This is a genomic window from Acidovorax sp. IB03, assembly GCF_016406015.1.
Classification (GTDB): Bacteria; Pseudomonadota; Gammaproteobacteria; order Burkholderiales; family Burkholderiaceae_C; genus Acidovorax; species Acidovorax temperans.
Genome location: NZ_JAEFCH010000002.1, coordinates 121,896 through 148,113 on the forward strand (window position 1 = coordinate 121,896; position 26,218 = coordinate 148,113).

Below are 26,218 nucleotides of genomic sequence, written 5' to 3' on the forward strand. Positions count from 1 at the left end.
ATTGCCTTCAGGGAGACACCATGGAGATAGTGGAAGAGCGCCTGCGAGGCTTGTTGCTGCAAGGGCTGGATGCCGATGCAGCCGCCTACCAGCGCTTTCTCAAGGAGTTGAGCGCCCACCTGCGCGCCTTCTTGCGCCGCCGTCTGGCGCAGCGGCCCGATGAGGTGGAAGACCTTGTGCAGGAGACGCTGCTGGCCGTGCACAACCAGCGCCACACGTACCGGCCCGAGATGCCGGTGACGGCCTGGGCGCACGCGATTGCGCGCTACAAGCTCATCGACTGGCTGCGCTCGCATGCCGTGAAGGAGGGCCGCAACGACCCGCTGGACGATGCCGACGAGTTGTTTGCCACCAGCGACAGCGAGGCCGCCGAAGCTCGGCGGGACCTGGGGCAGCTTTTGCGCACGCTGCCAGACAAGCAGCGGCTGCCCATTGAGTATGTGAAGCTGGAAGGGTTGTCGGTGGTCGAGACGGCGCGCCTCACGGGGCTCTCGGAGTCGGCCGTCAAAGTCGGCGTGCACCGGGGGCTCAAGGCCCTGGCCGCCAAGATCAGGGGGATGGCATGAAAACCGATGATTGGATTGCGATGTTGGCCACTGGGGCCCAGCCTGTGCCTGCCCATGCGCTGGAGCGGCGCTTGTTTGCCGCGCTGGTGGCGGGTGGGGCTGGCGCCGCGACGTTGATGCTGCTGGTGTTTGGCCTGCGGCCCGAGCTTGCGCAGATGGCCGCGTTGCCCATGTTCTGGGGCAAGCTCGGGTTTGCTGCAGCCCTGGCCTTGCCTGCGGGCTGGGCGCTGCTGCGGCTGGCGCGCCCCGGTGCGGACTGGCGGCGCGTGCTGCGGTGGGTGGCACTGCCGGTGGCCCTGGTCTGGGCCCTGGCGGGGTGGGCGCTGCTGCAATCACCTGAGGCAGACCGCTGGGGCCAGGTGCTGGGCAGCACTTGGCGCAGTTGCCCTTTCAACATCGCCCTGTTGTCTGTGCCCATGTGGATTGCCTGCTTTGGGGTTCTGCGCCGTGCGGCTCCAACCCGCTTGGCCTGGGCGGGGGCTGGTGCGGGGTTACTGGCCGGTGCCGTGGGGGCCTTGGTGTACGCAGTGCACTGCCCTGAGATGGCGCTGCCCTTTGTGGCGGTGTGGTACGTCGCGGGCATGATGATCCCCACCGCGCTGGGGGGCCTGCTGGGGCCGCGTCTGCTGCGCTGGTAGGGCCCGCGCCCCTTGGGTCATCAGGCGCTGTCGGTTCCCGAATCAGGCGTTGCGCTGCGGTGCAGCCACTGCGCTACGGCTTCGATGCGTGCCTGGTGGATGAGCTGGCCTACCTGCGGGCCCACCAGGCCGTGGGCGGCGGCGTGGGCCGCAATGTCACGAGTGACCACACTTTGCACGGCGGCCAGCACCCCCAGCAGGCGTGGGCGCTGCGGGTAGGCGGCTTCTTCAAACCCCAGGCGGCCTCGCGCATCGCATTCGCAGGCCAGCAGCACATCGGCAAAGCGCTCGGGCTTGCGGATGGCGTCACAGCGCTCCAGCAGGCGCACCAGTGCTGCTGCGCTCAGGTCGCCGCTGCGGTGGATGTTGCCGTGCTCGCGCGCCACCACGTCGGCGGTTTCGCGGCAATCCACGGGCACGCGCAGGCGCTCGGCCACGCCGCGCAGCAGTTTGGCGCTGCGCTCCTCATGGCCGATGTGCCGTGGCAGCACATGCTGCGGAGTGGTGCCCTTGCCAAAGTCGTGCGCCAGGCAGGCAAAGCGAACCACCAGCGGCGCGTTCAGCCGGGCGGCCATGTCCAGCACCATCATCAGGTGCACGCCGGTGTCCACCTCGGGGTGGTGCAGGGGGGGCTGGGGCACGCCCCACAGGCGCGCCACTTCGGGCAGCAGCACCTGCAGCGCCCCGCATTCGCGCAGCACCTCGAACATGCGCGAGGGCTTTGCTTCCATCAGGCCGCGCGCCAGTTCCTGCCACACGCGCTCGGGCACCAGGTGGTCCACCTCGCCGTGCTCCACCATCTCGCGCATCAGCTGCATGGTTTCAGGGGCCACGGTGAAGTCGGTAAAACGCGCCGCGAAGCGGGCCACGCGCAGGATGCGCACCGGGTCTTCGCGGAACGAGTCGGTCACATGCCGCAGCAGCCGGGCCTGCAGGTCTTGCACGCCGTGGTATGGGTCAAATAGCACGGTAGCGCCCGTTGAATCAGCGCTGCTAGCTATGGAATTGATAGTGAGGTCTCGCCGGGAGAGGTCTTCTTCCAGTGTGACGTTGGGCGAGCTCTCCACCACAAAGCCCCGGTAGCCCCGCCCGCTCTTGCGCTCGGTGCGGGCCAGCGCGTATTCCTCGCGCGTTTCGGGGTGCAGAAACACCGGAAAATCGCGGCCCACGGGCAAATAGCCCAGTTCCAGCATCTGCTCGGGCGTGGCACCCACCACCACCCAGTCGTGGTCATTGACGGGGCGGCCCAAAAGGCGGTCACGCACCGCGCCGCCAACCATGTAAATTTGCATGGGACCGAGTTTATAGAGCTGGGCCCACCCTGCTGCCGTTGTGTGTAGCGCCTTTATCGTTCTGTCTGCTCATGTCCATCGCTTCTTCCCTCACCATCGCCCAGCCCAACCCCGACGGCAGCCTGCCCGTGCCCGCAGCGCCTGACGCTGCCGCCAACGCCGCTGCCGAGGCACTGCAGCGCGAGGCGCAATTGGAAGCGCTGCAGGCCCAGGTGGCGCAGTTGCAGGAAATCCTGGCCAAGCCGCTGACCGAGATCCTGGCCGAGCACGACAAGGCCAAGGAGGCCGCCGCCGCGTGGGATTCTTTCGGGGCGATGTGGATGCTGTCGCAGCGCGCCATGCGCCGCGTGGCGATGGATTTGGCGGCCCAGCAGGGCGTGAGCGAGCAAGAGGTGGTGGCCCGCGCCCTGGCCTATGCCAACCAGGTGCTCAATGTCGAAGACGAAGACCTGGGCGGCACCGTGGCCCCGGCACAGTTGGCGCACATTGCGCGGCACAAGGCGTTCTTGCGCAAGCAGTTTCGGTAAGGCCGAACTGCAGGGCGCATACCCCGGACTTCAGCGCCCCAGCCGGTAGGGTTCCTCAAAGTCCAGAAAGTCTTTTTCCGCCAGCGCTTCGTCGATCCAGGCCTTGACTCCAGGCAACTCGCGCACGCGCTGTACGTAGGCGGCGATGTGCGGTGGCATGGGCAAAGCGTAGGTGTGCAGACGCATGCACACGGGGGCAAAGTAGGCGTCGGCCACGGTGAACTGGCCGAACAGCATGGGCCCGCCGTGCTCCTGCAGCAGTGCGCCCCACATCTCCACCAGGCGCTGCACGTCGGCGCGTACGCCGGGCTGGTCGCGCCAGATCAGGGCGCCGGTGTCGGGCAGGAGGGCCTCGATGTTCATGGGGCAGTGGCTGCGCAGGGCGGTGAAGCCGCTGTGCATCTCGGCGCAGACGCTGCGCGCGCGGGCACGGGCTTTTGCGTCGGCTGGCCACAGCTGCCGGTCGGGCCAGGTTTCGGCCACGTATTCGGCAATGGCCAGCGTGTCCCACACCACCAGGTCGCCGTCCACCAGCACGGGCACCTTCGCGGTGGGGCTCACGGCGCCGATGGTGCGCTTGAACTCTGATTGCGCGTCAAAGCTGTCAAAGCGCACGCGCACTTCTTCAAAGACGATGCCCGCCTGCTTGAGCAGCACCCAGGGGCGCATGGACCAGGACGAGTAGTTCTTGTTGCCGATGTAGAGCTTGAGCATGGGGTTCCTGTCAATCATTCCAGATGGAGCGCGTAGCAATGGATCCGGCCTGAGCTGCTTGACCCGTTCACTGAACGCAGTCGGTGTGCCGCGCACAGGTCGAAAAGCTCCACCTGAACGGATATTTCAAGTTCAAAGAGGCCGACTCGATGACCATGCTAGCGCAGTCTTTAGGTTGGCAGGGCTTGCCACTGATGATCATTTGCGCGGCCATTGATGCGCCCTCCGCATGGGCTTCCCACCGATCCCGGCTGGCGCCGGGTGTCGTCCGGCTGCTGTGTGGTTTTACACTACGCAGCATCGCCTGCCGCGCCTTGTCTAGGGCGTGGTTCCGCTCCCTCTTTGCAAATGACCATAATGGATTCTTCCCAGGCAGATTTTTTTGGCGACGGACAGTCCCCGTCTACGCACCATTCCCCTTCCACGCCGGAGGCCAGTCGTCTCAAGGTGTTGCCGCGTGGACGTGAAAAGCTCAGTCCCGCGCAACAGCGGTTCAATAAATTGCTGGCCCGCGTGGAAAACCTGGGCCGCCAGTTGCGGGACCTGCAGCAGTTGGCTGACAAGCTGCGGCCCCCTCATTTGGCGCGGATGGCGGAGCTAAAGCGCAAGATGGACGAGGCGCGCCGCGAGATGCTGGTGTTTCTGCACCAGCGTTTGCAGCGCAAAGGCTTGACGGCTGCGCAACAGAAAGCGATGCGCGAAATTTTGCAAAGCCTGTTGCCATCGAGCGGCCCCGTGGATGAGTCCGACCCTGAGTTGGCCGAACTGTGCTCTATCTATGCACCACCGCCTCTCGAAGACGACTTGGGTGACCAGGCCAATATGGTGCGTGAGCAGATGCTGGATATGGCTCAGAGCGTGTTGGGCAAAAACTTGGACCGGGAGGCGTTCAAGGGCATCGATTCGCCGGAAGAGTTGATGGAAGCGCTGATTCAGCAAGTGCATACCTTTCAGGAGGCAGAGGATGCGCGGCAGGCCGCGCGCCGCTCTCGCCGTCCTCCATCGGCCCGTCAGCTCAAGGCCCAGGAGCAGGCCCAGGATGCCAAGGCCGCGTTGCGCTCCATTTACCGCCAGCTCGCCAGCGCACTGCACCCCGACCGCGAGCCTGACCCGGTGGAGCGCGAGCGCAAGAGCGCGTTGATGAGCCAGGCCAACGCAGCGTATGAGCGGGGTGACCTGACGGCGCTGTTGCAGTTGCAATTGCAGGCCGAGCAGGTGGACGAGGCTCATATTGCCCAAATGGCTGACGACAAGCTGGCCGCTTTGTCGCTGCTACTCAAGGATCAGGTTAAAACGCTGGAAGGCGAATTGGGAGACGCAGAGATGCGCCTGAGCGTTGAGTTGGGCATACCCGTGGGCGCCCGGATGAAGGAGGCACTGCTCACGCGCCTGCTGCAGGAAGAGCAAGAGGAGCTGGCCCATGTCGTGTCGCAGATGCGGGACGACTTGGTGCGGGTGCGTGACGACGCACAGCTCAAGCTCTGGCTGCGTGAGCAGGCGGCACTGGCCCGCGAACAGGAGCGGGAGGAGGCCTTTTTGGCGCGCCTGGGCGGCGGGTTTTTCTGACCCGCCCTCCCAGATCCCGGGGGGGATCACACGGGCCAGACCACGCCGTTGTCGTTCAGGATGGCGTCCAGCGGCAGGTCGAACTCTTCGGGCTCGAATTCGTCCAGGTAGCCGTTGGTAAAACCCAGCCCCACGGTGAAGGGCTTGGGCTGCAGCGTGGCCAGGGTGCGGTCGTAAAAGCCGCCGCCGTAGCCCAGGCGGTAGCCGCCAGCGGCGTAGCCCACGCAGGGCACAAACAGCAGCGTGGGCACGATCATTTCGGTGTCTTTGGGCTTGGGGATGCCGTAGGCGTCGGGCTCCATGGGGCAGCCGGGGTACCAGGCGTGGAAGGTGAGCGTTTTGTGCTCCTTGTTCACCACCGGCAGACCGATGCGGCGGCGCAGGGGCTCGTCCAGCAACTCGCCGTCTTCCTTCCAGCGGTGCAGGGCTGGCAGGGGGTCGAATTCGCCCTTGATGGGCCAGTAGGCGCCGATCACGGTGTCGGGCCGGTTGACCAGCCAGATGCGCATCACCTGTTGTAACAAATCGGCCCGATGTAGGCGATCGGGCAGGTTGAGGCGTTCTTCAATCAATGCGCGCCGAAGGGCTGCTTTGTCCATCAGATAATTCCCCCATGCAATTGCTCAGAGCGATTTTGACACCCCTTGTGGCCGCCGCTGTGCTGGCCACTGCAGCGCCCCTTGTCCAGGCGCAAAACCGTGGCGACGACACCTTGCTGGAAATGCACCAGGCCTTCCGCAAGGGCGACCGCAAGAAGCTCGAACAGCTGCTGCCCGCCGCACGCGGCCACGCCCTGGAGCCCTGGGCGGCTTACTGGGAGCTGAAACTGCGCCTGGGCGAGGCCAGCCCGGCAGAAATCCAGGCCTTTTTGAAGCGCTACGCCGGCACCTACCAGGAAGACCGCCTGCGCAACGACTGGTTGCTGCTGTTGGGCCAGCGCCGCGACTGGTCGCAGTTTGCCGAGCAGCACCCCAGCTACCGCATGTCGGACGACAAGGAAGTGCGCTGCTACGCGCTGCTGATCGAGACCCTGAAAGGCACTGCCCCAGCCACGGCCGCCGACGAGGTGCGCCGCAACTGGTATGCCCAGCGCGACAGCGATGACGGTTGCACCCATGCGGCGGGCGAGCTGTACAGCTACAAGCAGCTCACGGCCCACGATGTCTGGCGCAAGGCGCGCCTGGCGGTCGAAGCCAACCGCGTGCGCTCGGCACGCGCAGCGGTGGAAATCGTCTCGCCTGAATCTTCGGCCCAGGTGAAGGAATTGATGGATTCCCCCACCAAGTACCTGCAGGCCCGCGCCACGGCGCGCGGCAAGGTGCGCCAGGAGCTGGTGACGCTGGCACTCATCAAGCTGGCGCAGGGCGATGCGGACAACGCCGCTACGCAGCTCGACAGCAAATGGAGCGTGCACCTCTCGCCCGAAGAGCGCAACTGGGTGTGGGGCGTGATTGGCAAGCAGGCGGCGCAGCGCCTGTCGTCTGATGCCGTCACCTACTTTGGCAACGTGACCAAGGACAGCGATCTGAACGACGACCTGCTGGGCTGGAAGGCCCGCGCGGCCCTGCGTGCTGGCCAGTGGAAGGTGGTGCGCAAGGCCGTGGAAGCCATGGGCGACGATGCCCGCCGGGACAGCACCTGGGTGTATTGGCATGCCAAGGCGGTGCTCAATGGCAAGCCCAGCGATGCCGAGCGTGCCGAAGCCCGCCAGGCGCTGGAAAGCATTGCCAGCCCCAAGGGCTTTTACGAGCAGCTGGCCCTGGAAGAGCTGGGGCAGCGCGTGGTGGTGCCCCCAGCGCCTGCGCCCCTCACAGCCGAGGAAAAGGCCGCCGCCCGCGCCAACCCCGCGCTCAACCGCGCGCTGTATGCCATCTTGCTGGGCATTCGCGGCGAAGGCGTGCGCGAGTGGAACTACGCCACCAACCTGCATACCCCCGGCGGCATGAGCGAGCGTGAACTGCTGGCCGCAGCCGACTTTGCCTGCCAGCGCGAGGTGTGGGACCGCTGCATCAACACCAGCGAACGCACCAAGACAGTGATCGACGTGAACCAGCGCTTCCCCATGCCGTTTCGCAATACGGTGGTCGAGCGCGCCCAGGGCATTGGCCTGGACCCCGCCTATGTTTACGGCCTGATCCGGCAGGAAAGCCGCTTCATCATGGATGCACGCTCGCATGTCGGCGCCTCTGGCCTGATGCAGGTGATGCCCGCCACAGCGCGCTGGACGGCCAAGAAGATTGGCCTGACCGGCTTCACGCCCGACCAGATCTCGGACCGCGACACCAACATCACCATCGGCACCGCTTACCTCAAGCTGGCGCTGGACGACTTTGCGGGCTCCATGCCCCTGGCTGCTGCCGCCTACAACGCCGGCCCCGGCCGCCCCCGCAACTGGCGCAACGGCCCGGTGCTGGACGCCGCCATCTGGGCCGAAAACGTGCCCTTTGCAGAAACGCGCGACTACGTGAAGAAGGTGCTGGCCAACACCACCAACTACGCTGCGTTGCTCACCGGCCAGCCGCAGTCGCTGCGCAGCCGCCTGGGCACCGTGGGGCCACGCGATGCAGCGTCTCCCGTGGTGAACGCCGACTTGCCCTGAGAGGCCAGCGGCGGGCGCGGAATGGGTTGCGGGCACTGACCGTGCCCAGTGTGAGTTTGCTATAAAAAGAGAAGCTGCTGGCGCTTGCTGCATAAGCGCTAGAGGCATATTTGATTCATAAAGAGGGAGGGCGCCATGGCGCGAGGGAAGCTGGCGGTTTGGGCCGCTGTGTTGGTGTGGTCGGTGGGTTTGCAAGCGCAGCCCGTGTACAAGTGGGTGGATGCCAACGGCAAGACGCATTACGGCTCGCAGCCTCCGGCGGACAAGGACGATGCCGCCCCGATGAAGCTGCAGGGCACCAATGGCACCACCACGGGCAGTGCGTCGGGCCCCGCTGGTTCAGGGGGCGGAAAGAGCACTTCAACCAAAGGGGTGGAGTACAACGCCGACGGCACCAAGAAGATTCCTGAGGGCGTCAAAGACATGGCCGAAGGGCTGCGCAAGTCGCTCGGCACGGTCGATAGCAAGCAGGTGCCCATGAACTGCGCCGTGGCGGTGAGCAACATCCACTACCAGGCTGACCTGATGCTGGAGGTGGGCCAGAAAAACGTGCGCGATGGCTACATGACCCAGGCGGCCTTCGACACCACGGCCCCCAAGATCCGCGAGGCCAAGGGCAAATACAGCGTGGGCGACTGCCAGTCGTCCAGCGGCAACAAGAAGTCGTTTTACCAGTGCATGTCCAGCAGCAACAACCACGTGACGGGCTGCAACCGCCAGTTCAAGCACTGAGCCAGAAGGCCCCTGGCCAAACCTCCGCCCAATCAGCCTGCCTTCGCGCGGGCTTTTTTGCGCTTGCCGCAGCGGCCTGGGGCAGCCGTTCAGGCGTTGTGCAGCGCCTCGCCCTGGCGCACGGCGGCGCCGGAGCGTTCCAGGTCCGCCACCAGGCTGTGGAGCCATTGCGCCTTGGGCTGGTCGGCAAAGTGGGCCTGGTGCAGCAGGCCGAAGTAGGGTGTGCCATTGGCCCACTGCTGTAGTGCGGGCACGGTGGTGTGCTGCAGCTCCAGCAACTTGTACTTGAGCAGCACCTTGGCGGCATACAGCGCGTGTTTGCCGGGGCTGCGCACAAAGCCTTCCAGGCGCTTGCGCGCTGTGGCCAGGGCGCGGGGTGCATCGGTAAACACCGGCCCGTGGCCGGGGATTACGGTGCGCGGAGCCAGCCTCTCGATCACGTCCAGCGTGGCGGCCACTTCGTCGAAAGCGGCTGTGCCCTCGATTTCCGGAAACACCACGCCGAAGCCGTTCTCCCACAGGGCGTCGGCAGAGATCAGGGTGGCGCTGGCGGGCTCAAACAGCACCACCGAATGCGGGTCGTGCCCGGGCGCTGCATGCACCTCCCAAGCCAGCCCCGCCAAGGGCACCGTGGTGCCCGGCTGCAAGGGCGCATCGGCGCGAAAGCGGGGGCAGTCCTGGCCCGTGGGGGTGTAGCTCAGTGCGCTGGCGTCCCACTGCTCTACCAGCGCCATCTGGCCTGGCGGGATGTGGGTGGTGGCGCCGGGCCAGGCCGCCTGCAGCGCGGCGTTGCCACCGCAGTGGTCGCTGTGCAGGTGGGTGTTGAAGATGCGCTGAAGTGGCTGCGCGCCCAGCAGCCCTTGCACCAGGGCTAGGGTTTGTTCGCTGTGGGTGCAGTAGCCGGTGTCTACCACTGCGGCCCCCTCAGGGCCAATGCAGACCACGTTGTTGGCCGAGAGCCAGCCGCGCTCCAGCACGGTGATGCCGGGGGGCAGTGGGGCGGGAGGGAATGCAGTCATGGGGGCGGTAGGCAGGACAATGGCAACGGCTTCAGCGTACCGCACAGCGGGGCTGCGTGGGGCCTCCAAAACCCGTGATGGTCTTGTGGCCCTCGCCCGCGTTCAGGCAGTGGGGTTGCGCAACTCCCGCCGCAAGATTTTGCCCACGTTGGTCTTGGGCAGATCGTCGCGGAATTCGATGTACTTGGGGCGCTTGTAGCCGGTGAGGTTTTCGTGGCAGAACGCTGCCACGTCGTCCTCGGTCAGGGCGGGGTCGTTCTTGATGATGAACACCTTGATGGCCTCGCCCTGCTTCTCGTCGGGCACGCCAATGGCTGCGCATTCCACCACGCCAGGGCACAGGCTGATGACCTGCTCCAGCTCGTTGGGGAACACGTTGAAGCCGCTCACCAGAATCATGTCCTTCTTGCGGTCGATGATGCGGGTGTAGCCCTGCGCATCCATGATGCCGATGTCGCCCGTGCGCATGAACCCGTCGGCCGTGAAAGCCTTGGCGTTTTCTTCGGGTTGGTTGTAGTAACCCGTCATCACGTTGGGGCCACGGATGCAGATCTCGCCCGACTCGCCCTGGGGCAGGCTGTTGCCTGCATCGTCTTTGATGGCGATATCAATGCCCGGCAGGGGCAGGCCGATGGAGCCGGTGAACTCGGTATTGGTGACCGGGTTGTTGGTGCCGATGGCGCAGGTCTCGCTCATGCCCCAGCCTTCGATCATGGTGCTGCCTGTGACCTTCTGCCACTGCTTGGCCGTGCCTTCGCTGGCGGCCATCCCCCCGGCCTGCGACACGCACAGGTGCGAGAAGTCCAGTGCGCGGAACTGGGCGTTTTGCAGCAGCGCATTGAACAGCGTGTTCACGGCGGGCAGCATGTGGAAGGGGCGTTTTTTCAGCTCGGCCACAAACTTGGGGATGTCCCGCGGGTTGGGAATCAGCGTGAGGCTGGAGCCCTGGCGGATGGCCAGCAAGCACAGCGTCAGCGCGAAGATGTGGTACAGCGGCAGCGCGGCGATGCTGTTGGCCTTGGTCACATCGCCGATCTTGGCGAGGGCGGGGGTGAACCAGGCCTCGGCCTGCAAGGTGGCTGCCACGATGTTGCGGTGGGTGAGCACCGCGCCCTTGGACAGGCCCGTGGTGCCGCCGGTGTATTGCAAAAAGGCAATCGAATCGAGCGTGGCGGTGCTGGGCGCGAGGGTGCGCCGCTCGCCCAGGGCCAGGGCCTTCTTGAAGGAGACCACCTTGCGCCCGTTGGTCAGGGGCAGCTCGTACGCGGGCACCATCTTGGCCAGGTGGCGCACGGCGAAGGTGATCCATTTGCCAAACCAGAAGCCCAGCAGGTCGCCCATCGATGCCATCACCACATGCTGCACGTTGGTGTGGTCCACCACATCGGCCAGGGTGTGGGCAAAGTTCTCAAGAATGACGATGGCGGTAGCGCCCGAGTCCTTGAGCTGGTGCTCCAGTTCACGGGCGGTGTACAGCGGGTTCACGTTCACACAGGTGTAGCCTGCGCGCAGCACGGCCGCCATGGTCACGCCAAACTGCGGAATGTTGGGCAGCATGATGGCCACACGCGCACCGGGCTGCAGGCCCAGGCCTTGCAGGTAGGCGCCCAGTGCGCCTGACAGCCGTTCCAGCTCGCCGTAGTTCATCCACCGGTCCATGCAGACCGAGAACGGGCTTTTTGCGTGTTTGCGGAAGGACTCTTCCAGCAGGTGGGCCACAGAGCGGTACTGCTCGGGGTTGACGTCGTGCGGTACGCCCGGGGGGTAGCTCTTGAGCCAGATCTTTTCCATGCGCTTTCCTTGTGCTCGCCAGTGGGTGGATAGACAGATAAAACAGCTTCGGTCCCATTCTGGAGCGTGGAGGGCGCCAGGGGTTATCGGGCTTGTCCTAGGGTGCGAGGCATATCCGTCTCAAAGGCGACAGAAAAGCCCACAAACACAGGGGGCGGCGGGCACAGGCCTTCGTGCAAACTCAGGGGCTTCGGCTTGAATAGTCCTTTGTCTCATCGGGTCTTGTGCCCCCTTCTCATGATCGCGCGCCTTCAGACAACTTTCCTGCTCTTTGCGGTGCTATACGGCGCTGCCTGTTTGGTGTGTTGGTGGCCGCAGCAGCCCCTGTGGGCGGTGCTGATGGCGCTGCTGCCGCTGTGGGGGCTGGCGGCGGTGCTGGCTGTCGAGCTGGTGCTGATGCAGCGCCTCAACCGGCGCGATGCAGTGCCTTTGGCCACCGCAGCGCAGCTGCTTCGGGCTTGGTGGTATGAGGTGGGTGCGGCCCTGTTGATTTTTGGCTGGCGCCAGCCTTTGTGGTGGCGCAGTCCGCCCGACTGGTTGCCCGAGCAGCCTACCGGGCGCAGGGGCGTGGTGCTGGTGCATGGCCTGATGTGCAACCGGGGCGTGTGGCTGCATTGGCTCGGACATCTGCGCGCTGCAGGCCATGCGCATGTGGCCGTGAATCTGGAGCCCGTGCTGGGCTCAATTGATGGGTATGCCAAAGCCATTGATGAAGCGGTGCAGCGGGTGACCGAGGCCACCGGCCTGCCACCCGTGCTGGTCTGCCACAGCATGGGCGGCTTGGCCGCCCGGGCCTGGCTGCGCGCCTATGCGGCTGACGCGCGCGTGCACCGTGTGCTGACGCTGGGAACGCCACACACAGGCACTTGGCTGGCCCGCTTCAGCCACACAGAAAATGGCCGCCAGATGCGGATGAACAGTGCCTGGTTGCAGGCGCTCAAGGCCCAGGAGCCGCCCGGCCGGGCGAAGCTGTTTGTGTGCTGGTATTCCAACTGCGACAACATCGTGTTCCCCGCCACGGTGGCGGCTTTGCCAGGGGCGCAGCACCGGCTGGTGACCGGCGTGGCCCATGTGCAAATGGTGCTGGACCCCCTGGTGGTGCAGGCGTGCCTGCGGGAGCTGGAAGCCCCCGTGTCTGAGCTGCCTGCGCTTACGCGGTGAGCGCTTCCTCGCGCTCGTTCGCTGCAAACTCGGGCTGGCCTTTCAGCGCCTGGTAGATGGGCGAGAAGTCTGCCGCCGTCATGTCGAACAGCTGCTGGAAGCTGTCGATCACAAAGTAGGTTTGCTGGAACGTGTCGATCTTGTAGCGGGTGCGCATGGTGCGCGCCAACTGCAGCGGCAGGCGTTGCGGCTCGGGGCTCTGCACAGAGTACGGCAGTTCGCCCGACGAACTGAGGATGCCCGCACCATAGGCCCGCAGCCCTTCGCTTTCGCGAATCAGGCCGAACTCGATGGTGTACCAGTACAGCCGCGAGAGCATTTCGCAAGCGCCCAGCCCATGCGCCTTGAGACCGCCCTGGCCATAGCGTTGCACATAGTCTGCGAACACCGGGTTGAACAGCAACGGCACGTGCCCGAACAGGTCGTGGAAGATGTCGGGCTCGACGATGTAGTCGAACTCCTGCGGCGTGCGAATCCAGTCGGTGACCGGAAACTTGCGGTTGGCCAGCAAGGTGAAAAACGGCACCTCGGGGATCAGCCCTGGCACGGCCACCAGCTCCCAGCGGGTGGCTCGGTAGAGCCGCTCGTTCACTTCCTCGAAGCGCGGAATCCTGTCGCGCTCACCCAGGGAGGGCAGGGCGTCGATGAACGCCTGGCTTGCCAGGCCCGGCAGCAGCCGGCTCTGGCGCTCGTACAGGCGCCGGTAGGTGTCGTGGTCGGCCTCGGTGTAGGCCGCGTAGTTCTGAGCGCAGGTGTAGTCAGCGCCCGCGCGGGCATAGTCGCCGCGCGGTGGGCGCTCGCTGGCGCCGTAGACAACGGGTTCAACGGCCATGGTGCCTCCGTTCGGGGTCAGGCCTTGTCGGCGGCAAGCACGCCACGGCGGATCTGGTCGCGCTCCAGCGACTCGAACAGCGCCTTGAAGTTGCCCTCGCCAAAACCGTCGCGGTAGTCGCCTTCGCGCTGGATGAATTCAAAGAACACCGGGCCCAGCATGGGCGTGGAGAAGATCTGCAGCAGCAGGCGGGGCGTGCCGTCAGCGGTGGTGCCGTCCAGCAAGATGCCGCGCGACTGCAGCTCCGGCACAGGCTGGCCGTGGCCGGGCAGGCGGGTGTCCAGCATTTCGTAGTACACGTCGTTGGGGGCGGTGGCCAGTGGCACACCCGCCATGCCCAGCTTGTCCACCACGTCCAGCAGGTTGTCGCAGATCAGCGCGATGTGCTGAATGCCTTCGCCGTTGAACTGCATCAAAAATTCTTCGATCTGGCCGCCGCCCTGCTTGGACTCTTCGTTCAGCGGGATGCGGATCTTGCCGTCAGGCGCCGTCATGGCCTTGGACGTCAGACCGGTGTATTCGCCCTGGATGTCGAAGTAGCGGATCTCGCGGAAGTTGAACAGCTTCTCGTAGAAGTTGGCCCAGAAGCCCATGCGACCGCGGTACACGTTGTGCGTGAGGTGGTCGATTTCATTCAGGCCATGGCCCACGGGGCGGCGGTCCACGCCTTCGATGAATTCAAAGTCGATGTCGTAGATGGACTTGCCGTCTTCAAAGCGGTCGATCAGATACAGCGGCGCGCCACCAATGCCCTTGATGGCGGGCAGGCGCAGCTCCATGGGGCCGGTGGGGATCTCGATGGGCTGGGCGCCCAGTTCCAGCGCGCGGTTGTAGGCCTTGTGCGCATCCTTCACGCGGAAGGCCAGGCCGCAGGCCGAGGGGCCATGCTCGGCGCCGAAGTAAGCCGCCTGGCTGTGGGGCTCGCGGTTCAGGATGAAGTTGATGCCGTTCTGGCGGTACAGCACCACGTCCTTGGAGCGGTGCTTGGCCACCAGCGTGAAGCCCAGCTTTTCAAACACGGCTTCCAGCACACCGGGCTGGGGCGAGGTGAACTCGACGAACTCGAAGCCCATCAGGCCCATGGGGTTGTCCCACGCGGCGGTTTCTTTCAGGGCTTTGGCGGGCAGGGCGGCGTTCATGGTGTCTCCAAAAAATTGATGAATGTCACGCACTGTAGGCGCGCCATTCGTCACGATTTCGGCGTTCTGGGCGCGGATTGTTTGTGTGAATGCATGAATATTGCGCGCGATCAATGCGGCGCGCAGTGTTTTGCGATGGTGCTGTATTTTGCGATTGTGCAATGTCAGCGCTGTGATTGCCGCAGCGCCAAGGCCGCTTCCAGCCGCAGTTGTTCCTGGGGGGTGAACAGCCTTTCGCGCAGTGCCTGCATCTGGCCGGGGTCATGGGCCTTGGCAGCGGCGTAGTCGTCCAGCTTCTGGTTCCAGGCGCGCTCTTCATGGTCCAGGCGCGCCAGGGCCTTTGCGGCGTCGGTGCCGTAAGTGGCGCTGCGCAGCTGGTAGCGGGTGCGATCGTCCACGCCGCGCGCTTCAAAGTCTTGCGTTTGTACCGCGGCGCCCAGGTGGGCCACGGCATGGGCGCGGTCTGCCCGCTGCTCTGGCGGCAGTTCTGCCTCGGCGTCTTTGAGTGCGCGGGCTTTTTCTTCTGCGGTGAGCCCTGTGTTGTGCTGGATTTCCAGGCGTGCCAGGGTGTAACGGTCCAGCGCTGATTCGCGCGCAAACAGGGCCTCGTGTTCTTCCGGGGCGAAGTAGCGCTCGCGCAGACGCTCGCGTGCATTCAGGCTGTTGCGCAGCGCCGTGGGGTCGTCCGGCCTGGGGGCTTTCAGCGTGCCCAGGGCCACGCGGTAGTCCACGTAGCGCTCCGCCAGGGCCAGCGCCCGGGTGGCCAGATCGGCGCCAAAGTGTTTGCGCACCAGCTGGCTGAGCCGGAGCTTGAGCTCTTCGGGTGTGGTGGCGTCGCCCGCGTCCAGCAGCATGGCTTCGATCTGGTAGCGCAGGTCCGGGGTGAGGAAGGGGTCGGCTGCGGTGTGTGGGTCCACCGGCAAACGGGTCGTCGTCTGCGGTACGCCGCTCGCGCTCGCGCTCGGTGCGGTGGCCGCGCGAGTCAACGCGCTTCCGCCACTTGGCAAGCCAGGCGGCGGGTCGGCCCGCCCCGCCAGCCAAAGAACGATCAGCGCTGCGGCCAGCGCGGCGCCCCCGCCCGCCACGGCAGAGATGCGCGCACGCCAGGGTGAGGGTGGGGTCATGCGCGCATGCCCTTCACAAACCCGCTTTTTGCAGGCGGTTGGCGTGCTGGCGGTACAGCGTGACAGGGTCTGCAGAGAACCAGTCTCGTAGCCCCACCATCTGGTTTACTTCGTCCAGATGGTTCTGGCGGTAGTCGCCCAAATGCTTGCCCAGGCGGGACGAGCACGCCGACACCAGCCCGTCATTGGCCTCACCAAACGTCCAGCCCAGGGTGACCAGAAAGGCGTCGCTGGGGTCGAGCAGGTTGGTGGCCGTTTTGGTGCCGGTCCATGAGTAATAGCGCACGCCGCTGACCAGTTCAGCACCGTTGCCGCAGTCCGCCGGGATGCCTTGAGGAAATTTCTGGTTGAACTTGGCGGAGCCTTGGGTGGTGAGGGAATCCAGCGCTGCGGTGGGCATCTGTGGCAAGCCTGTGCCGCCAGAGAGCAGATTGATCATGCCGACCAGCGCGGTGGCGGCGGTGTTCGCTACCGTTTCGCTGACCGACCCTGCAGGCGCCACGCCGCGCACGATGTCTGCCACGCGAGAGCCCCGGTTCACGCCTGCCACCGAGGTGGCCGATGCCACGAGCTGGGGCGCCACGCCCGCCACATAGCGAATGGTGGGGCCGCCATGCGAGTGGCCGATCAGGTTGACCTTGCTGGCCCCCGACAGGGCCAGGATGTTTTTCACCTGGGCCAGCAACTGCTCGCCCCGCACCTCGGTGCTGTTGGCTGCGGACACCTGCGCCACATACACCTTGGCGCCGCTTTGGCGAAGCGCATCGGGAATGCCATAGAAGTAGTCGATGCCCAGCACCGAGTCAAAACCGAAAAGCCCGTGCACCAGCACGATGGGATGCCGGGTGGCGGTGTACCCGGTCTGCGCCTGGGCTGGTGGGCCCACAAGCAGCAGGGCGGTGGGCACCGCGATGGCCAGGCTCTTGATGAAGCGTCCAAAGATTCCAGTCATGGTTGTCTCCGTTGTGATGTTGTTTGACGCCACCCACACCTTCCGGCAGAGCCTCCGCTCCCTCTCCGCCAGCCAGGCATTGAGCAGTTCTGCAGTGCCTGGGCGTCGAACCTGCTTCCAATCGCGCAAGGCTGCAATTGCAAAAAAGAACGGGCGTTCATTTTTGCGAGAGCCATTGTTCTGGCGCCGCCCGCTCCCCACCATCAGGACATACCCGTGAAGAGAAAACACCTGCGTTTAGGTGCTTTTCGTTCATAAAATCTTGCGCCATGACCACCCCAGACGCACTCGACAAGCTCGACAAGGCCATCTTGCGATGCCTGCAAAAGAACGGCCGTGAGACTTATGACGTGATCGGTGCGGCCATTGGGCTGTCGCCCAGCGCGGTGCTGCGCCGCGTCAAGCGGCTGGAGGAAGCGGGTGTGATCGACCGTTACGTGGCGCTCGTCAAGCCCGAAGCCGTGGGACTGGGGCTCATTGCTTACTTGAACGTGCGCCTGGAAAAGCACACCGAGAGCCACAAGCGCAACCCCATGGACGTGTTCCGCGCCAGCGTGCAGACCTGGCCAGAGGTGGTGGAATGCTCTTCGCTCACGGGCGAGATGGATTACCTGCTGCGCGTGGTGGTGGCCGACATGGCCCACTACAGCCGTTTCATCATGGACACCTTGCTCAAGCATCCCAGCGTGCAGGATTGCAAAACCAGCTTTGTGCTGGACAGCGTGAAGGCCACGACGGCGCTGCCTGTGTGATGGATCGGTGCGCAAAGTCACGGGACTTCGCCACCCCTGTCTGCGCCGCTGGGGCGTAGAGAAAACCCTGTCTTGAAAGTGGGTGTCTGGGCCGTTAAGGTGCTTCGGCTGCTGTGGCAGCACCCGATCAGTGGCAAAGTCCGCTGGCGGCCAAGCGTCCTGGGTGGGTTTTTTGCTGCGTTGCAACAAAGTGCTGGAAATTATCAGGGAAAACCCTTAAAGTTCAGCCCATGATCGCTACCAAAGCCCTGCTCAAGGCATCCTGGCACGCCAGCACTGGCATGCTGCGCACCCGTAACAGTCATTCTTTGAAGGAGGCAGCTATGCCTTCCACGCCCCTGATGGTCCCCATTCGCTCTCTGGGCCCGTCTTACCGCGAGCGCATCACCGCCCATTTGCTCAAGCTGGAGCCCGCTGACCGCTACCTGCGCTTTGGCTATGCCGCCAATGACGAGCAGATCCGCCGCTATGCAGAGCAGCTCGACTTCAGCCGCGACGAAATCTTCGGCATCTACAACCGCCGCCTGGAGCTGATTGCCATGGCTCACCTGGCGTTTTCCGAGCACCCTGAGCACAAGCACTGCGCCGAGTTCGGCGTCTCGGTGCTCAAGCAGGCCCGTGGCCGTGGTTTCGGCAACCGCCTGTTCGAGCGTGCTGTCATGCACGCCCGCAACGCTGGTGTGAACATGGTCTTCATCCACGCGCTGTCTGAAAACACGGCCATGCTGAAGATTGCGCGCAACGCTGGCGCCACGGTGCACCGCGATGGCTCCGAGTCGGAGGCGTACCTGCAGATTCCCCCGGCCAACTTCGACACCCGCATGACCGAAATGGTGGAGCAACAGTTCGCCGAGGTGGACTACCAGGTCAAGAAGCAGGCCAAGCAGTTCTGGGACTTCCTGGCCGGCGTGCAAGAAGTGCGCCGTGGCGTGCAGCACGCGCGCCACCAGTCGGCAGAGTAAGCCGGCACAGCCCCCGCCCGGTACTGCAGTGGTGCATTGCCGGGCGTTGTCTTGTCAAGACAATCCGCTATCCTTGGGCCCTGTCCACCACAACTGCAAGTCCTGCAATCCACGACAGTGTCCGATCCACACCCCGATCGTTTGCCTGAAAAAGAAGACAAGCGCAGCTTTCTGCAAAAAGTGGCCGAGTTCATTCACCCCGGCCCCGACTCTGCGGAAGAACTCATCGAAACCCTGGCGGAAGCCGAAGACAACCAGGTAATCGGCGCTGACTCGCGCGTGATGATCGAGCGCGTGATTCGCATGGCCGACATGACCGCTGGCGATGTCATGGTGGCATCCCCGCGCATGGACATGATCGACATCGATGAGACGCCCCATGCACTGCTGCGTTCGGTGATTGATGCCGGCCACTCGCGCTTTCCGGTGTTCCAGGGGGAGCGCGAAAACATCATCGGCATCCTGATGGCCAAGGACCTGCTCAAGCTGCAGCGGTCCCCAGATCTCCACATCCGCACGCTGATCCGGCCTGCCGTGTTTGTGCCCGAGAGCAAGGGCCTGAACGATCTGTTGCGTGAATTCCGAGGCAACCGCAACCACCTGGCCATCGTGATCGACGAGTTTGGTCGCGTGGCGGGCCTGGTCACCATCGAGGACGTGCTCGAACAGATCGTGGGTGAAATCGAAGACGAGTTCGACATTGCCGAAGACTCGGGCGACATTTTTGGCTTGGCCGACAAGACCTACCGCGTGAGCGGCGACACACCCATCGATCGGGTCTCCGAAGCATTCGGGGTGCCCATCCAAGGCAGTGCGCCGGGCGAGGACTTTGACACCATCGGCGGGCTCATCGCGCATGAAATGGGCCGGGTGCCCAAGCGTGGCGAGCATCTGCAGTTGTGCGGGCTGCACTTTGTCGTGCTCCACACCAAAGGCGGCGCGGTGCGCTGGTTCAAGGTGTCGCGGGTGGACGACAGCGTCCCTGCCAACTGATGGGGGCCGCTCTGTACCCGCGTTCGCACGCACCCGCATGGGGGGGCTGGGCGCGCATCGGCGCTATGGGCGTGGCAGCCCTGACGGGCTTGGCGCAAGCCGCCTCGCTGGCACTGCCGGGCACCGGGCAGCCTGTGTGGTGGCTCCAATGCGTGTCGATGGTGGTGCTGGCGGGCTTGCTGCACCGGCTGCGGCCGACCTGGCGGCAAGGCGCCTTGCTGGGGTTTGCCTTTGCGTTGGCCTGGCTGTGCGGCACCTTCTGGTGGCTGTTCATTTCATTGCACACCTATGGCGGTTTGGCTGCGCCGCTGGCTGTGGCAGCCGTGGTGGCGCTTGCGGCGTTTCTGGCCATCTACTATGCCTTTGCTTTAGGGCTTTTTAGCCTGCTAGCGCCCGCCAATAAAGCGCTGGCAGCTATGCTTTTTGCAGCATTGTGGCTGCTGGCCGAGTTGCTGCGCGGCACCTGGTTCACCGGCTTCCCGTGGGGCGCGGGGGGCTATGCCCACGTGCAGGGGCCCCTGTCATCCCTGCCGCGGGTGGTGGGGGTGTATGGCGTGGGCGCGATTTCGGCGGGGCTGGCCATGGCGCTGGTGCAGTGCCGCTGGCGCGATCTGCGCCACTGGCGCACCTGGGTCGTAGCACTGGTGCTGCTGGGGGCAGGTGGTTTTGCCTGGGTGCAACGCCATTGCGCGGTAGAGCTGTGCCACACCCCGGCGCAGGCGGCGAAGGCGCCGCTGAAGCTGGCGCTGCTGCAGGGCAATATTCCTCAAGACGAAAAATTTGAACAGGGCAGCGGCGTGCCGCTGGCGCTGGCCTGGTATGCCGAGCAGTTGCGCAGCGAAACCGCTTCGCTCGTGGTGGCGCCTGAAACCGCCATTCCGCTGCTGCCCCAGCAGTTGATTCCCGGCTACCTGGAGGGGCTGCAGGCCCGCTACACCCAGGGCGATCAAGCGGCCCTGCTCGGCATACCGCTGGGCAATGCGCGCGAGGGCTACACCAATTCGGTGCTGGGCTGGCGCCCGGCTGCGGGGGCGGCGCCCGAGCCAGCCTACGTCTATCACAAGCACCATCTGGTGCCATTTGGCGAATTCATCCCGCCGCTGTTCAAGTGGTTCACCGAAATGCTGAACATTCCGCTGGGCGACTTCAACCGGGGCACGCTGGGGCAGCCCTCGTTCGAGTGGCAGGGGCAACGCATTGCACCCAACATCTGCTACGAAGACTTGTTTGGCGAGGAACTGGCCGCACGGTTTTCCGACCCCGCCCAGGCACCCACCGTGCTGGTGAACTTCAGCAACATTGGCTGGTTTGGCAACACCCTGGCGGTGGACCAGCACCTGCAAATCAGCCGCATGCGCGCCCTGGAGCTGGAGCGGCCCATGGTTCGCGCCACCAACACAGGGGCCACCGTCATCATTGACCACCGTGGGGTGGTCACGCATGCGCTGGAGCGCTTCAGTCGGGGTGTTTTGCGCGGCGAAGTGCACGGGCGCGGGCTGGGGGTGTCTGGCGACGCGGGCATCACGCCCTTTGCCTGGTGGGCTTCGCGCTGGGGGCTGTGGCCGCTGTGGCTGCTTGCTGGCCTCGGTGTGGCGGCCGGCTGGCTGGGCAGGCGCCGCCGCACGCAGGCTCAGGCTTGATGCAGGTCACGCTGGCACGGGGAGCCCAACCAGCAATGAGGGTGTATACGCGCCAGTGACCACGCTTACCTTGGATAATAGGGGCCCGCAACCAGGGGCTACGGTTGCACGAACGATGATTTGAGGCGGCCAAGCCGCCGTTCTGGAGCACGACTGAAAATGGCAGATTCCTTTTCCTATGAACAACTGATCGCCTCGGGTGAGGGACGGCTGTTCAACGCCGACAGCGGGCGTCTGCCGCTGCCACCCATGCTGATGTTCGATCGCATCACGCACATCGACAGCGATGGGGGCGCACACGGCTTGGGAAAAATCCGCGCTGAACTGGACGTCAAGCCCGACCTGTGGTTTTTCGCCTGCCACTTCCAGGGCGACCCCGTCATGCCCGGCTGTCTGGGCCTGGATGCCATGTGGCAGCTCATCGGTTTTTACCTGACCTGGCTGCAATTGCCCGGCCGTGGCCGCGCGCTGGGCGCGGGCGAAGTCAAGTTCACAGGCGAAGTCGGCCCCGACGTGAAGCTGGTGACGTACGAAATCGACATCAAGCGCGTCATCAAGCGCAAGTTGGTCATGGCCATTGGCGATGCCCGTTTGCTGGCCGATGGCAAGGAAATTTATGTCGCCAACGACCTGCGTGTAGGTTTGTTCAAACGTGAGGAAGACGGCAAGGACGCAGCATGACCAGAAAGCGCGTAGTCATCACCGGCGCGGGCATCGTCTCGTGCATTGGCAACGATCTGGCCACCGTGGAAGCCTCGCTGCGTGCGGGCAAGAGCGGTATCAAGGCCGTGGAAAAGTTCAAGGAACTGGGTCTGCGCAGCCAGGTGGGCGGCGCGCCTGAGATCGACATCGAAGCGCGCATTGACCGCAAGCAGCTGCGCTTCATGGGCGACGCGGCCGCCTACGCTCAGATCGCGCTGGAAGACGCGATCCAGCAGGCGGGCCTCACGCCCGAGCAAGTCAGCCACCCCCGCACTGGCCTCATCATGGGTTCGGGCGGCGGCTCGCCTGCCAACCAGATCGAAGCGGCCGATACGCTGCGCGACAAGGGCATCCGCCGTGTCGGGCCCTACCAGGTCACGCGCTGCATGAGCTCCACGGTGTCCGCCTGCCTGGCCACCAACTTCAAGGTCAAGGGCATCAACTACTCCATCACCTCGGCTTGCTCCACCTCGGCGCACTGCATTGGCGCGGCAGCCCAGCAGATCGCCTGGGGCATGCAGGACGTGATGTTTGCTGGCGGTGGTGAAGAGCTGAGCTGGGGCATGTCGCTGCTGTTTGACGGCATGGGTGCCATGTCCAGCAAGTACAACGAAACGCCCGAGAAAGCCTCGCGCGCCTACGACGCGAACCGCGATGGCTTCGTGATCGCCGGTGGTGGCGGTGCCGTGGTGCTGGAGAGCCTGGAGCACGCGCTGGCGCGCGGTGCCAACATCCTGGCCGAAGTGGTGGGCTTTGGTGCCACCAGCGATGGCGAAGACATGGTGGCCCCCTCGGGCGACGGCGCCGTCGCCTGTATGCAGCAGGCCATGGAAGGGCTCGACACCCCCATCGACTACATCAACACGCACGGCACTTCCACACCAGTGGGAGACATGCAGGAAGTGCGCGCCATGCGTGCGCTGTTTGGCGACAAGGTGCCGCCGTTCTCGTCCACCAAATCGCTCACCGGCCACTCGCTGGGCGCCACGGGTGTGCAAGAGGCGATCTACTGCACGATCATGCTGAACAAGGGCTTCATCGCCGGCTCGGCCAATGTGGAAACGCCCGACCCCGCGTTGGGCGACATGCCCTTGGTGACGCAGACGCGCGATGCGCAGCTGAACACGGTGCTGTCCAACAGCTTCGGTTTTGGTGGCACCAACGCCAGCCTGGTGCTGCGCCGCTGGACTGGCGCCTGACGGACGGGGCGCTTTCCCGCAGCCCCAGGTAGACTGATAAAAAAGGGCGTTGGCTTTTAAAGCCAACGCCCTTTTTTTTGGACTGCATCGGGGGAGCCCTGGCGCGCAGTGCATGCGCCGCGCCAGGGTTCATCGGCGGTCAGTACGCCAGGTTGAGCTGGAAGATCGCGGTGCTGCCGCTGACTTCATTGCCCACCAGCAGCAGGGGCTTGCCATTGGGCGAATCCTTGGCGGGTACGAAGGCCAAGCCTTCGGGGCCCAGATCGCCCACCTTGTCCAGTGCGGGCGGGGTGGCGGCGCCAAATGCAGTTGTCCAGTTTTCGCGGGTGTTGATGTAGTCCACGCGCTTGGGTGTCTTGGCATCGGTGATGTCGAACACCAGCACGCCGCCCATGCGCTCCAGTCCCACGAAGGCAAACGTCTTGCTGCCGATGGTGCCCACAGCCAGGCCTTCTGGCTCTGGTCCCTTGGCAGAGCTGCGTGCATCCAGCGCAGCGGTGGCGTCATGGCCGCTGTTGAAGTAGGTCTTGCAGGCGATGTCGCGCTTGGCACCCAGCTTGCACTCGTCGCTGGCCAGGAACTGCTCGATCGCAGCGCCCGAATCCCACACCTGCTTGCCCTGGGCATTCCAGATGGAGATGGAGCGGCCGCCGTATGCATAGAGCTTGTCGTACATCAGGCGATTGCCTGCGGGGTCTACCTGTCCAGCTGCGTTGTACCACTTGGGGCTGCCGTCGGCGTTGGTCTGGTAGCCCTGGGTCCAGGTCACCTTGAGGCGGCCGAGCTTGTCGTCGTCGCGGCAGGTCTTGGGGTCGCCGGCCACGGCGCCGCACCAGGCGAAGTTGGCTGGGTTGAGCAGTGCGCCGCCGTTGCCCTTGGCCAGGGCGATCAAGTGGGCGGGCAGGTCATCGTCAGCACGGCGCAGGAAGCCGTCCTTGTGCACCAGGTGCTTGACGCGCCACTCTTCCACGAAGCCCTTGGTCACATCGCCAGGGCCTTTGGCGCCGTTGCCAAAATAGGCTGGCGTGCCTTCGCCCCAAGCGCGGGCGTCGCCCTCGTTGGCGCTGACCAGGTAGGTCTGGCCGTCGCCCGCCTGGTAGGCGGCAATGGCGTCGGGCTGGTACATGCCCAGCACGTTGGGGGCGGTGGTGATGTTGATCACGGGGCTCTTGCCGTCGCTGTCGGCAAAGTCTAGGGCGTTGGCGGCCACGCCGTGGTCCTTGTAGCCCAGTGCCACGATGTCGGTGACGGCGGCCTTGGCGATGTCCACGATGGCCAGGGCGTTGTTCTCTTGCAGGGTCACCCAGGCGGTCTTGCCATCGGCCGATACGGCAATGTATTCGGGCTCCAGATCCTGTGCCACCGTGGCGCGGCCCTTGCCGTCTGCTGTGGGGCCAAACAGGCGCACTCCCTTGGCCATCAGCTCAGCGGCGCGGCTGTTGAAGGCTTTAAAGTCGGCGGTGCGCACCACGGGCGCGCCGGGGTTGCTCACATCCACCATGCTGATGGAGCCTTCGGGGTCAACCTGGTAGTCATCGCTGGGCTCGGCTTCGTTGGCGACCAAGATGGTCTTGCCATCGGGCGTGAAGGTCAGCATGTCGGGCAGTGCACCGACGGGGGCGGAGCCTAGCAGCTTCAGGTCTGCGGCCTGGTAGATGGCGATGCGGCCAGCATCGGTCTTGGGCTTGGCCTGAATGGCGATGGCCACCAGCCCGTTCTTTACGGCCACGCTGTTGACTTCGCCGTTGGTCAGTACGGCTGCGCCGTTGACTTCCCCGACTTTCTTGGGGTTCTTGGGGTCGCTCAGATCCAGCACATCCAGCTTGCCTGACTGTGCATTGACCACGAAAGCGCGCTTGGAGGCTGCATCAAAAGCAGGAATTTCTGCCGCACTCTTGAGGAACTGCCCGGCAGAGTAGCCGCCAATTTTTTCGAGCTGCAGCGAGGCGGGGGTGCGTTCGGGCTCATCGTCGCTACCGCCACAGGCGGCAAGGGCGGCCACGGCCAGCAGGGAGATACCGAAAAGCTTGCGGTGAGAGGCGTTCAACAGAGGATTCATGTGGGGTAGTTGCTGGTGAGAGGGGCAAAACAGATCACGCTGGATTGAATGTCACCTCCATGACGGTTTTGTGAATGTCATGGTGTGGCCTAAGGTGGCCTGCATCTCTGGTGTGCAGTGCGTGCCCTGGAGGCTGTTCCCCCGTCCGGGTGCGATGGGCGCCGTAAAATCGACGTTTGCGCAGTGCAAACTGCCCTCGATTCACCGGCGCAGGCTCCGCCTGCGGTAAGTCAGACACCATCCATGCTCACCTTCCAACAAATCATCCTGAAGCTGCAGTCTTACTGGGACGCCCAGGGCTGCGCCCTTTTGCAGCCCTACGACATGGAAGTGGGCGCAGGCACCTCGCACACCGCCACCTTCCTGCGCGCCATTGGCCCCGAGCCCTGGAAGGCCGCCTATGTGCAGCCCAGCCGCCGCCCCAAAGACGGCCGTTATGGCGAGAACCCCAACCGCCTGCAGCACTACTACCAGTACCAGGTGGTGCTCAAGCCCGCACCGGCCAACATCCTGGAGCTGTACCTGGGCAGCCTCGAAGCCCTGGGCTTTGACCTCAAGAAGAACGACATCCGCTTTGTGGAAGACGACTGGGAAAACCCCACGCTCGGCGCCTGGGGTCTGGGCTGGGAAGTCTGGCTCAACGGCATGGAAGTGACCCAGTTCACCTACTTCCAGCAAGTGGGCGGCATTGACTGCAAACCCGCCACCGGCGAGATCACCTATGGCCTGGAGCGCCTGGCCATGTACCTGCAGGGCGTTGACAACGTCTACAACCTGCAGTGGACCGATACCCTCAAGTACGGCGACGTGTACCATCAGAACGAGGTGGAGCAGTCCACCTACAACTTCGAGCACTCCGACGCCGACTTCCTGTTCACCGCGTTCAACGCGCACGAAAAGCAGGCCAAGTACCTGATGGAGCAACAACTGGCGCTGCCTGCGTATGAGCAAGTGCTCAAGGCCGCGCACAGCTTCAACCTGCTGGACGCCCGCGGCGCCATCAGCGTGACCGAGCGCGCTGCCTACATCGGCCGCATCCGCAACCTGGCCCGCGCGGTGGCGCAAAGCTACTACGAGAGCCGCGAACGCCTGGGCTTCCCCATGGCGCCGCGCGAGTGGGTGGAGCAGATGCCCAAGAAGGCTGCTTGAAGTGAACACCCCCCTGAGCCGCTGCGCGTCTTCCCCCCGCTCTCGCATTGCCAGGCAATGCGGGCAGGGGGACGCAGCCAGCGCGGCGGGGCGGCCCTGGCGCGGCTGCT

24 protein-coding genes are annotated in these 26,218 nt (G+C 64.7%); 14 read left to right on the forward strand and 10 right to left on the reverse strand.

Going from position 1 to position 26,218, the window contains the following annotated elements; genetic code table 11:
* The first annotated feature begins 20 nt into the window (after nucleotides 1–20).
* Together IHV84_RS01675 and IHV84_RS01680 are read left to right on the forward strand one after the other, a co-directional pair.
* Nucleotides 21–566 carry a sigma-70 family RNA polymerase sigma factor gene (locus IHV84_RS01675; RefSeq protein ID WP_198845547.1) on the forward strand — a complete coding sequence of 182 codons (546 nt, stop codon included), beginning with the start codon at nucleotides 21–23 and terminating at the stop codon, nucleotides 564–566.
* On the forward strand, nucleotides 563–1,204 hold the full coding sequence (locus IHV84_RS01680) for an NrsF family protein (protein ID WP_198845548.1): 642 nt from the start codon (nucleotides 563–565) through the stop codon (nucleotides 1,202–1,204). The genes IHV84_RS01675 and IHV84_RS01680 overlap by 4 nt, the downstream gene beginning before the upstream one ends.
* Before the next feature lie 20 nt (nucleotides 1,205–1,224).
* Here the strand turns inward: IHV84_RS01680 and IHV84_RS01685 are convergent, their stop codons facing one another.
* Nucleotides 1,225–2,496, reverse strand: a complete 1,272-nt coding sequence (locus IHV84_RS01685; RefSeq protein ID WP_198845549.1) for a multifunctional CCA addition/repair protein — start codon at nucleotides 2,494–2,496, stop codon at nucleotides 1,225–1,227.
* Between the two features lie 71 nt (nucleotides 2,497–2,567).
* Here IHV84_RS01685 and IHV84_RS01690 point away from each other — a divergent pair, with 71 nt between their 5' ends.
* A complete protein-coding gene (locus IHV84_RS01690; protein ID WP_066785782.1) occupies nucleotides 2,568–3,023 on the forward strand; it encodes a hypothetical protein in 456 nt (151 codons plus the stop codon).
* Between the two features lie 30 nt (nucleotides 3,024–3,053).
* On the opposite strand, the gene IHV84_RS01695 is transcribed toward IHV84_RS01690, so the two are convergent.
* Nucleotides 3,054–3,737 carry a glutathione S-transferase family protein gene (locus IHV84_RS01695; protein ID WP_198845550.1) on the reverse strand — a complete coding sequence of 228 codons (684 nt, stop codon included), beginning with the start codon at nucleotides 3,735–3,737 and terminating at the stop codon, nucleotides 3,054–3,056.
* Between the two features lie 357 nt (nucleotides 3,738–4,094).
* Here IHV84_RS01695 and IHV84_RS01700 point away from each other — a divergent pair, with 357 nt between their 5' ends.
* On the forward strand, nucleotides 4,095–5,303 hold the full coding sequence (locus tag IHV84_RS01700) for a J domain-containing protein (RefSeq protein WP_198845551.1): 1,209 nt from the start codon (nucleotides 4,095–4,097) through the stop codon (nucleotides 5,301–5,303).
* Nucleotides 5,304–5,329: 26 nt separating this feature from the next.
* Here IHV84_RS01700 and IHV84_RS01705 read toward each other — a convergent pair whose 3' ends face one another.
* The gene (locus tag IHV84_RS01705) at nucleotides 5,330–5,902 is read right to left on the reverse strand and encodes a 5-formyltetrahydrofolate cyclo-ligase (RefSeq protein ID WP_044395672.1); all 573 of its coding nucleotides are present in this window, start codon (nucleotides 5,900–5,902) and stop codon (nucleotides 5,330–5,332) included.
* 14 nt (nucleotides 5,903–5,916) lie between these two features.
* Between IHV84_RS01705 and IHV84_RS01710 the strand changes: the two genes are divergently transcribed.
* Both IHV84_RS01710 and IHV84_RS01715 read left to right on the forward strand, forming a co-directional pair.
* Nucleotides 5,917–7,902, forward strand: coding sequence for a lytic transglycosylase domain-containing protein (locus IHV84_RS01710; RefSeq protein WP_198845552.1), 1,986 nt, complete (start codon nucleotides 5,917–5,919; stop codon nucleotides 7,900–7,902).
* Nucleotides 7,903–8,037: 135 nt separating this feature from the next.
* Nucleotides 8,038–8,634 (forward strand): DUF4124 domain-containing protein, encoded by a 597-nt coding sequence (locus IHV84_RS01715; protein WP_198845553.1) that lies wholly within the window; start codon nucleotides 8,038–8,040, stop codon nucleotides 8,632–8,634.
* 89 nt (nucleotides 8,635–8,723) lie between these two features.
* Here the strand turns inward: IHV84_RS01715 and IHV84_RS01720 are convergent, their stop codons facing one another.
* Nucleotides 8,724–9,653, reverse strand: coding sequence for an MBL fold metallo-hydrolase (locus IHV84_RS01720; protein WP_198845554.1), 930 nt, complete (start codon nucleotides 9,651–9,653; stop codon nucleotides 8,724–8,726).
* A gap of 102 nt (nucleotides 9,654–9,755) precedes the next feature.
* Nucleotides 9,756–11,444 (reverse strand): AMP-binding protein, encoded by a 1,689-nt coding sequence (locus IHV84_RS01725; protein ID WP_198845555.1) that lies wholly within the window; start codon nucleotides 11,442–11,444, stop codon nucleotides 9,756–9,758.
* A 237-nt stretch (nucleotides 11,445–11,681) separates the two neighbouring features.
* Here IHV84_RS01725 and IHV84_RS01730 point away from each other — a divergent pair, with 237 nt between their 5' ends.
* On the forward strand, nucleotides 11,682–12,605 hold the full coding sequence (locus IHV84_RS01730) for a triacylglycerol lipase (protein WP_198845556.1): 924 nt from the start codon (nucleotides 11,682–11,684) through the stop codon (nucleotides 12,603–12,605).
* On the opposite strand, the gene phhA is transcribed toward IHV84_RS01730, so the two are convergent.
* From phhA to IHV84_RS01750, 4 genes are all read right to left on the reverse strand, one after another.
* Nucleotides 12,595–13,437, reverse strand: a complete 843-nt coding sequence (gene phhA / locus IHV84_RS01735) for a phenylalanine 4-monooxygenase (protein WP_198845557.1) — start codon at nucleotides 13,435–13,437, stop codon at nucleotides 12,595–12,597. The genes IHV84_RS01730 and phhA overlap by 11 nt on opposite strands.
* A gap of 17 nt (nucleotides 13,438–13,454) precedes the next feature.
* Nucleotides 13,455–14,576: a 4-hydroxyphenylpyruvate dioxygenase gene (hppD, locus tag IHV84_RS01740; RefSeq protein ID WP_198845558.1), complete on the reverse strand. Its 1,122-nt coding sequence runs from the start codon at nucleotides 14,574–14,576 to the stop codon at nucleotides 13,455–13,457.
* 164 nt (nucleotides 14,577–14,740) lie between these two features.
* Nucleotides 14,741–15,700, reverse strand: a complete 960-nt coding sequence (locus IHV84_RS01745) for a lipase secretion chaperone (protein ID WP_198845559.1) — start codon at nucleotides 15,698–15,700, stop codon at nucleotides 14,741–14,743.
* A 13-nt stretch (nucleotides 15,701–15,713) separates the two neighbouring features.
* On the reverse strand, nucleotides 15,714–16,652 hold the full coding sequence (locus IHV84_RS01750; RefSeq protein ID WP_198845560.1) for a triacylglycerol lipase: 939 nt from the start codon (nucleotides 16,650–16,652) through the stop codon (nucleotides 15,714–15,716).
* A gap of 269 nt (nucleotides 16,653–16,921) precedes the next feature.
* Between IHV84_RS01750 and IHV84_RS01755 the strand changes: the two genes are divergently transcribed.
* The 6 genes from IHV84_RS01755 to fabB all read left to right on the forward strand — a co-directional run bounded on the left by IHV84_RS01755 (nucleotide 16,922) and on the right by fabB (nucleotide 22,900).
* Nucleotides 16,922–17,404: an Lrp/AsnC family transcriptional regulator gene (locus IHV84_RS01755; protein ID WP_044395684.1), complete on the forward strand. Its 483-nt coding sequence runs from the start codon at nucleotides 16,922–16,924 to the stop codon at nucleotides 17,402–17,404.
* A 230-nt stretch (nucleotides 17,405–17,634) separates the two neighbouring features.
* Nucleotides 17,635–18,366 (forward strand): GNAT family N-acetyltransferase, encoded by a 732-nt coding sequence (locus IHV84_RS01760; RefSeq protein WP_198845561.1) that lies wholly within the window; start codon nucleotides 17,635–17,637, stop codon nucleotides 18,364–18,366.
* A 117-nt stretch (nucleotides 18,367–18,483) separates the two neighbouring features.
* On the forward strand, nucleotides 18,484–19,359 hold the full coding sequence (locus tag IHV84_RS01765; RefSeq protein ID WP_066789118.1) for a transporter associated domain-containing protein: 876 nt from the start codon (nucleotides 18,484–18,486) through the stop codon (nucleotides 19,357–19,359).
* 65 nt (nucleotides 19,360–19,424) lie between these two features.
* Nucleotides 19,425–20,999, forward strand: a complete 1,575-nt coding sequence (gene lnt, locus IHV84_RS01770) for an apolipoprotein N-acyltransferase (RefSeq protein WP_198845617.1) — start codon at nucleotides 19,425–19,427, stop codon at nucleotides 20,997–20,999.
* Between the two features lie 159 nt (nucleotides 21,000–21,158).
* A complete protein-coding gene (fabA, locus tag IHV84_RS01775; protein ID WP_044395689.1) occupies nucleotides 21,159–21,680 on the forward strand; it encodes a 3-hydroxyacyl-[acyl-carrier-protein] dehydratase FabA in 522 nt (173 codons plus the stop codon).
* Complete coding sequence (gene fabB, locus IHV84_RS01780) at nucleotides 21,677–22,900, forward strand: beta-ketoacyl-ACP synthase I (RefSeq protein WP_198845562.1); 1,224 nt, start codon at nucleotides 21,677–21,679, stop codon at nucleotides 22,898–22,900. The genes fabA and fabB overlap by 4 nt, the downstream gene beginning before the upstream one ends.
* Before the next feature lie 139 nt (nucleotides 22,901–23,039).
* Here fabB and IHV84_RS01785 read toward each other — a convergent pair whose 3' ends face one another.
* A complete protein-coding gene (locus IHV84_RS01785; RefSeq protein WP_233099644.1) occupies nucleotides 23,040–24,959 on the reverse strand; it encodes a choice-of-anchor I family protein in 1,920 nt (639 codons plus the stop codon).
* 243 nt (nucleotides 24,960–25,202) lie between these two features.
* Between IHV84_RS01785 and glyQ the strand changes: the two genes are divergently transcribed.
* Entirely contained in the window at nucleotides 25,203–26,108 is a 906-nt protein-coding gene (glyQ, locus tag IHV84_RS01790) for a glycine--tRNA ligase subunit alpha (protein ID WP_005799952.1), read from the forward strand.
* Nucleotides 26,109–26,218: the final 110 nt, after the last annotated feature.

Coding starts and splice junctions, on each gene's coding strand:
- IHV84_RS01685 (WP_198845549.1), bottom strand. CDS start 2,496: ATGCAAATTTACATGGTTGGCGGCGCGGTGCGTGACCGCCTTTTGGGC.
- IHV84_RS01785 (WP_233099644.1), bottom strand. CDS start 24,959: ATGAATCCTCTGTTGAACGCCTCTCACCGCAAGCTTTTCGGTATCTCC.
- IHV84_RS01725 (WP_198845555.1), bottom strand. CDS start 11,444: ATGGAAAAGATCTGGCTCAAGAGCTACCCCCCGGGCGTACCGCACGAC.
- IHV84_RS01745 (WP_198845559.1), bottom strand. CDS start 15,700: ATGACCCCACCCTCACCCTGGCGTGCGCGCATCTCTGCCGTGGCGGGC.
- IHV84_RS01695 (WP_198845550.1), bottom strand. CDS start 3,737: ATGCTCAAGCTCTACATCGGCAACAAGAACTACTCGTCCTGGTCCATG.
- IHV84_RS01750 (WP_198845560.1), bottom strand. CDS start 16,652: ATGACTGGAATCTTTGGACGCTTCATCAAGAGCCTGGCCATCGCGGTG.
- IHV84_RS01675 (WP_198845547.1), top strand. CDS start 21: ATGGAGATAGTGGAAGAGCGCCTGCGAGGCTTGTTGCTGCAAGGGCTG.
- lnt (WP_198845617.1), top strand. CDS start 19,425: ATGGGCGTGGCAGCCCTGACGGGCTTGGCGCAAGCCGCCTCGCTGGCA.
- IHV84_RS01760 (WP_198845561.1), top strand. CDS start 17,635: ATGATCGCTACCAAAGCCCTGCTCAAGGCATCCTGGCACGCCAGCACT.
- IHV84_RS01680 (WP_198845548.1), top strand. CDS start 563: ATGAAAACCGATGATTGGATTGCGATGTTGGCCACTGGGGCCCAGCCT.
- phhA (WP_198845557.1), bottom strand. CDS start 13,437: ATGGCCGTTGAACCCGTTGTCTACGGCGCCAGCGAGCGCCCACCGCGC.
- IHV84_RS01705 (WP_044395672.1), bottom strand. CDS start 5,902: ATGGACAAAGCAGCCCTTCGGCGCGCATTGATTGAAGAACGCCTCAAC.
- glyQ (WP_005799952.1), top strand. CDS start 25,203: ATGCTCACCTTCCAACAAATCATCCTGAAGCTGCAGTCTTACTGGGAC.
- fabB (WP_198845562.1), top strand. CDS start 21,677: ATGACCAGAAAGCGCGTAGTCATCACCGGCGCGGGCATCGTCTCGTGC.
- IHV84_RS01730 (WP_198845556.1), top strand. CDS start 11,682: ATGATCGCGCGCCTTCAGACAACTTTCCTGCTCTTTGCGGTGCTATAC.
- IHV84_RS01715 (WP_198845553.1), top strand. CDS start 8,038: ATGGCGCGAGGGAAGCTGGCGGTTTGGGCCGCTGTGTTGGTGTGGTCG.
- fabA (WP_044395689.1), top strand. CDS start 21,159: ATGGCAGATTCCTTTTCCTATGAACAACTGATCGCCTCGGGTGAGGGA.
- IHV84_RS01755 (WP_044395684.1), top strand. CDS start 16,922: ATGACCACCCCAGACGCACTCGACAAGCTCGACAAGGCCATCTTGCGA.
- IHV84_RS01690 (WP_066785782.1), top strand. CDS start 2,568: ATGTCCATCGCTTCTTCCCTCACCATCGCCCAGCCCAACCCCGACGGC.
- hppD (WP_198845558.1), bottom strand. CDS start 14,576: ATGAACGCCGCCCTGCCCGCCAAAGCCCTGAAAGAAACCGCCGCGTGG.
- IHV84_RS01700 (WP_198845551.1), top strand. CDS start 4,095: ATGGATTCTTCCCAGGCAGATTTTTTTGGCGACGGACAGTCCCCGTCT.
- IHV84_RS01710 (WP_198845552.1), top strand. CDS start 5,917: ATGCAATTGCTCAGAGCGATTTTGACACCCCTTGTGGCCGCCGCTGTG.
- IHV84_RS01720 (WP_198845554.1), bottom strand. CDS start 9,653: ATGACTGCATTCCCTCCCGCCCCACTGCCCCCCGGCATCACCGTGCTG.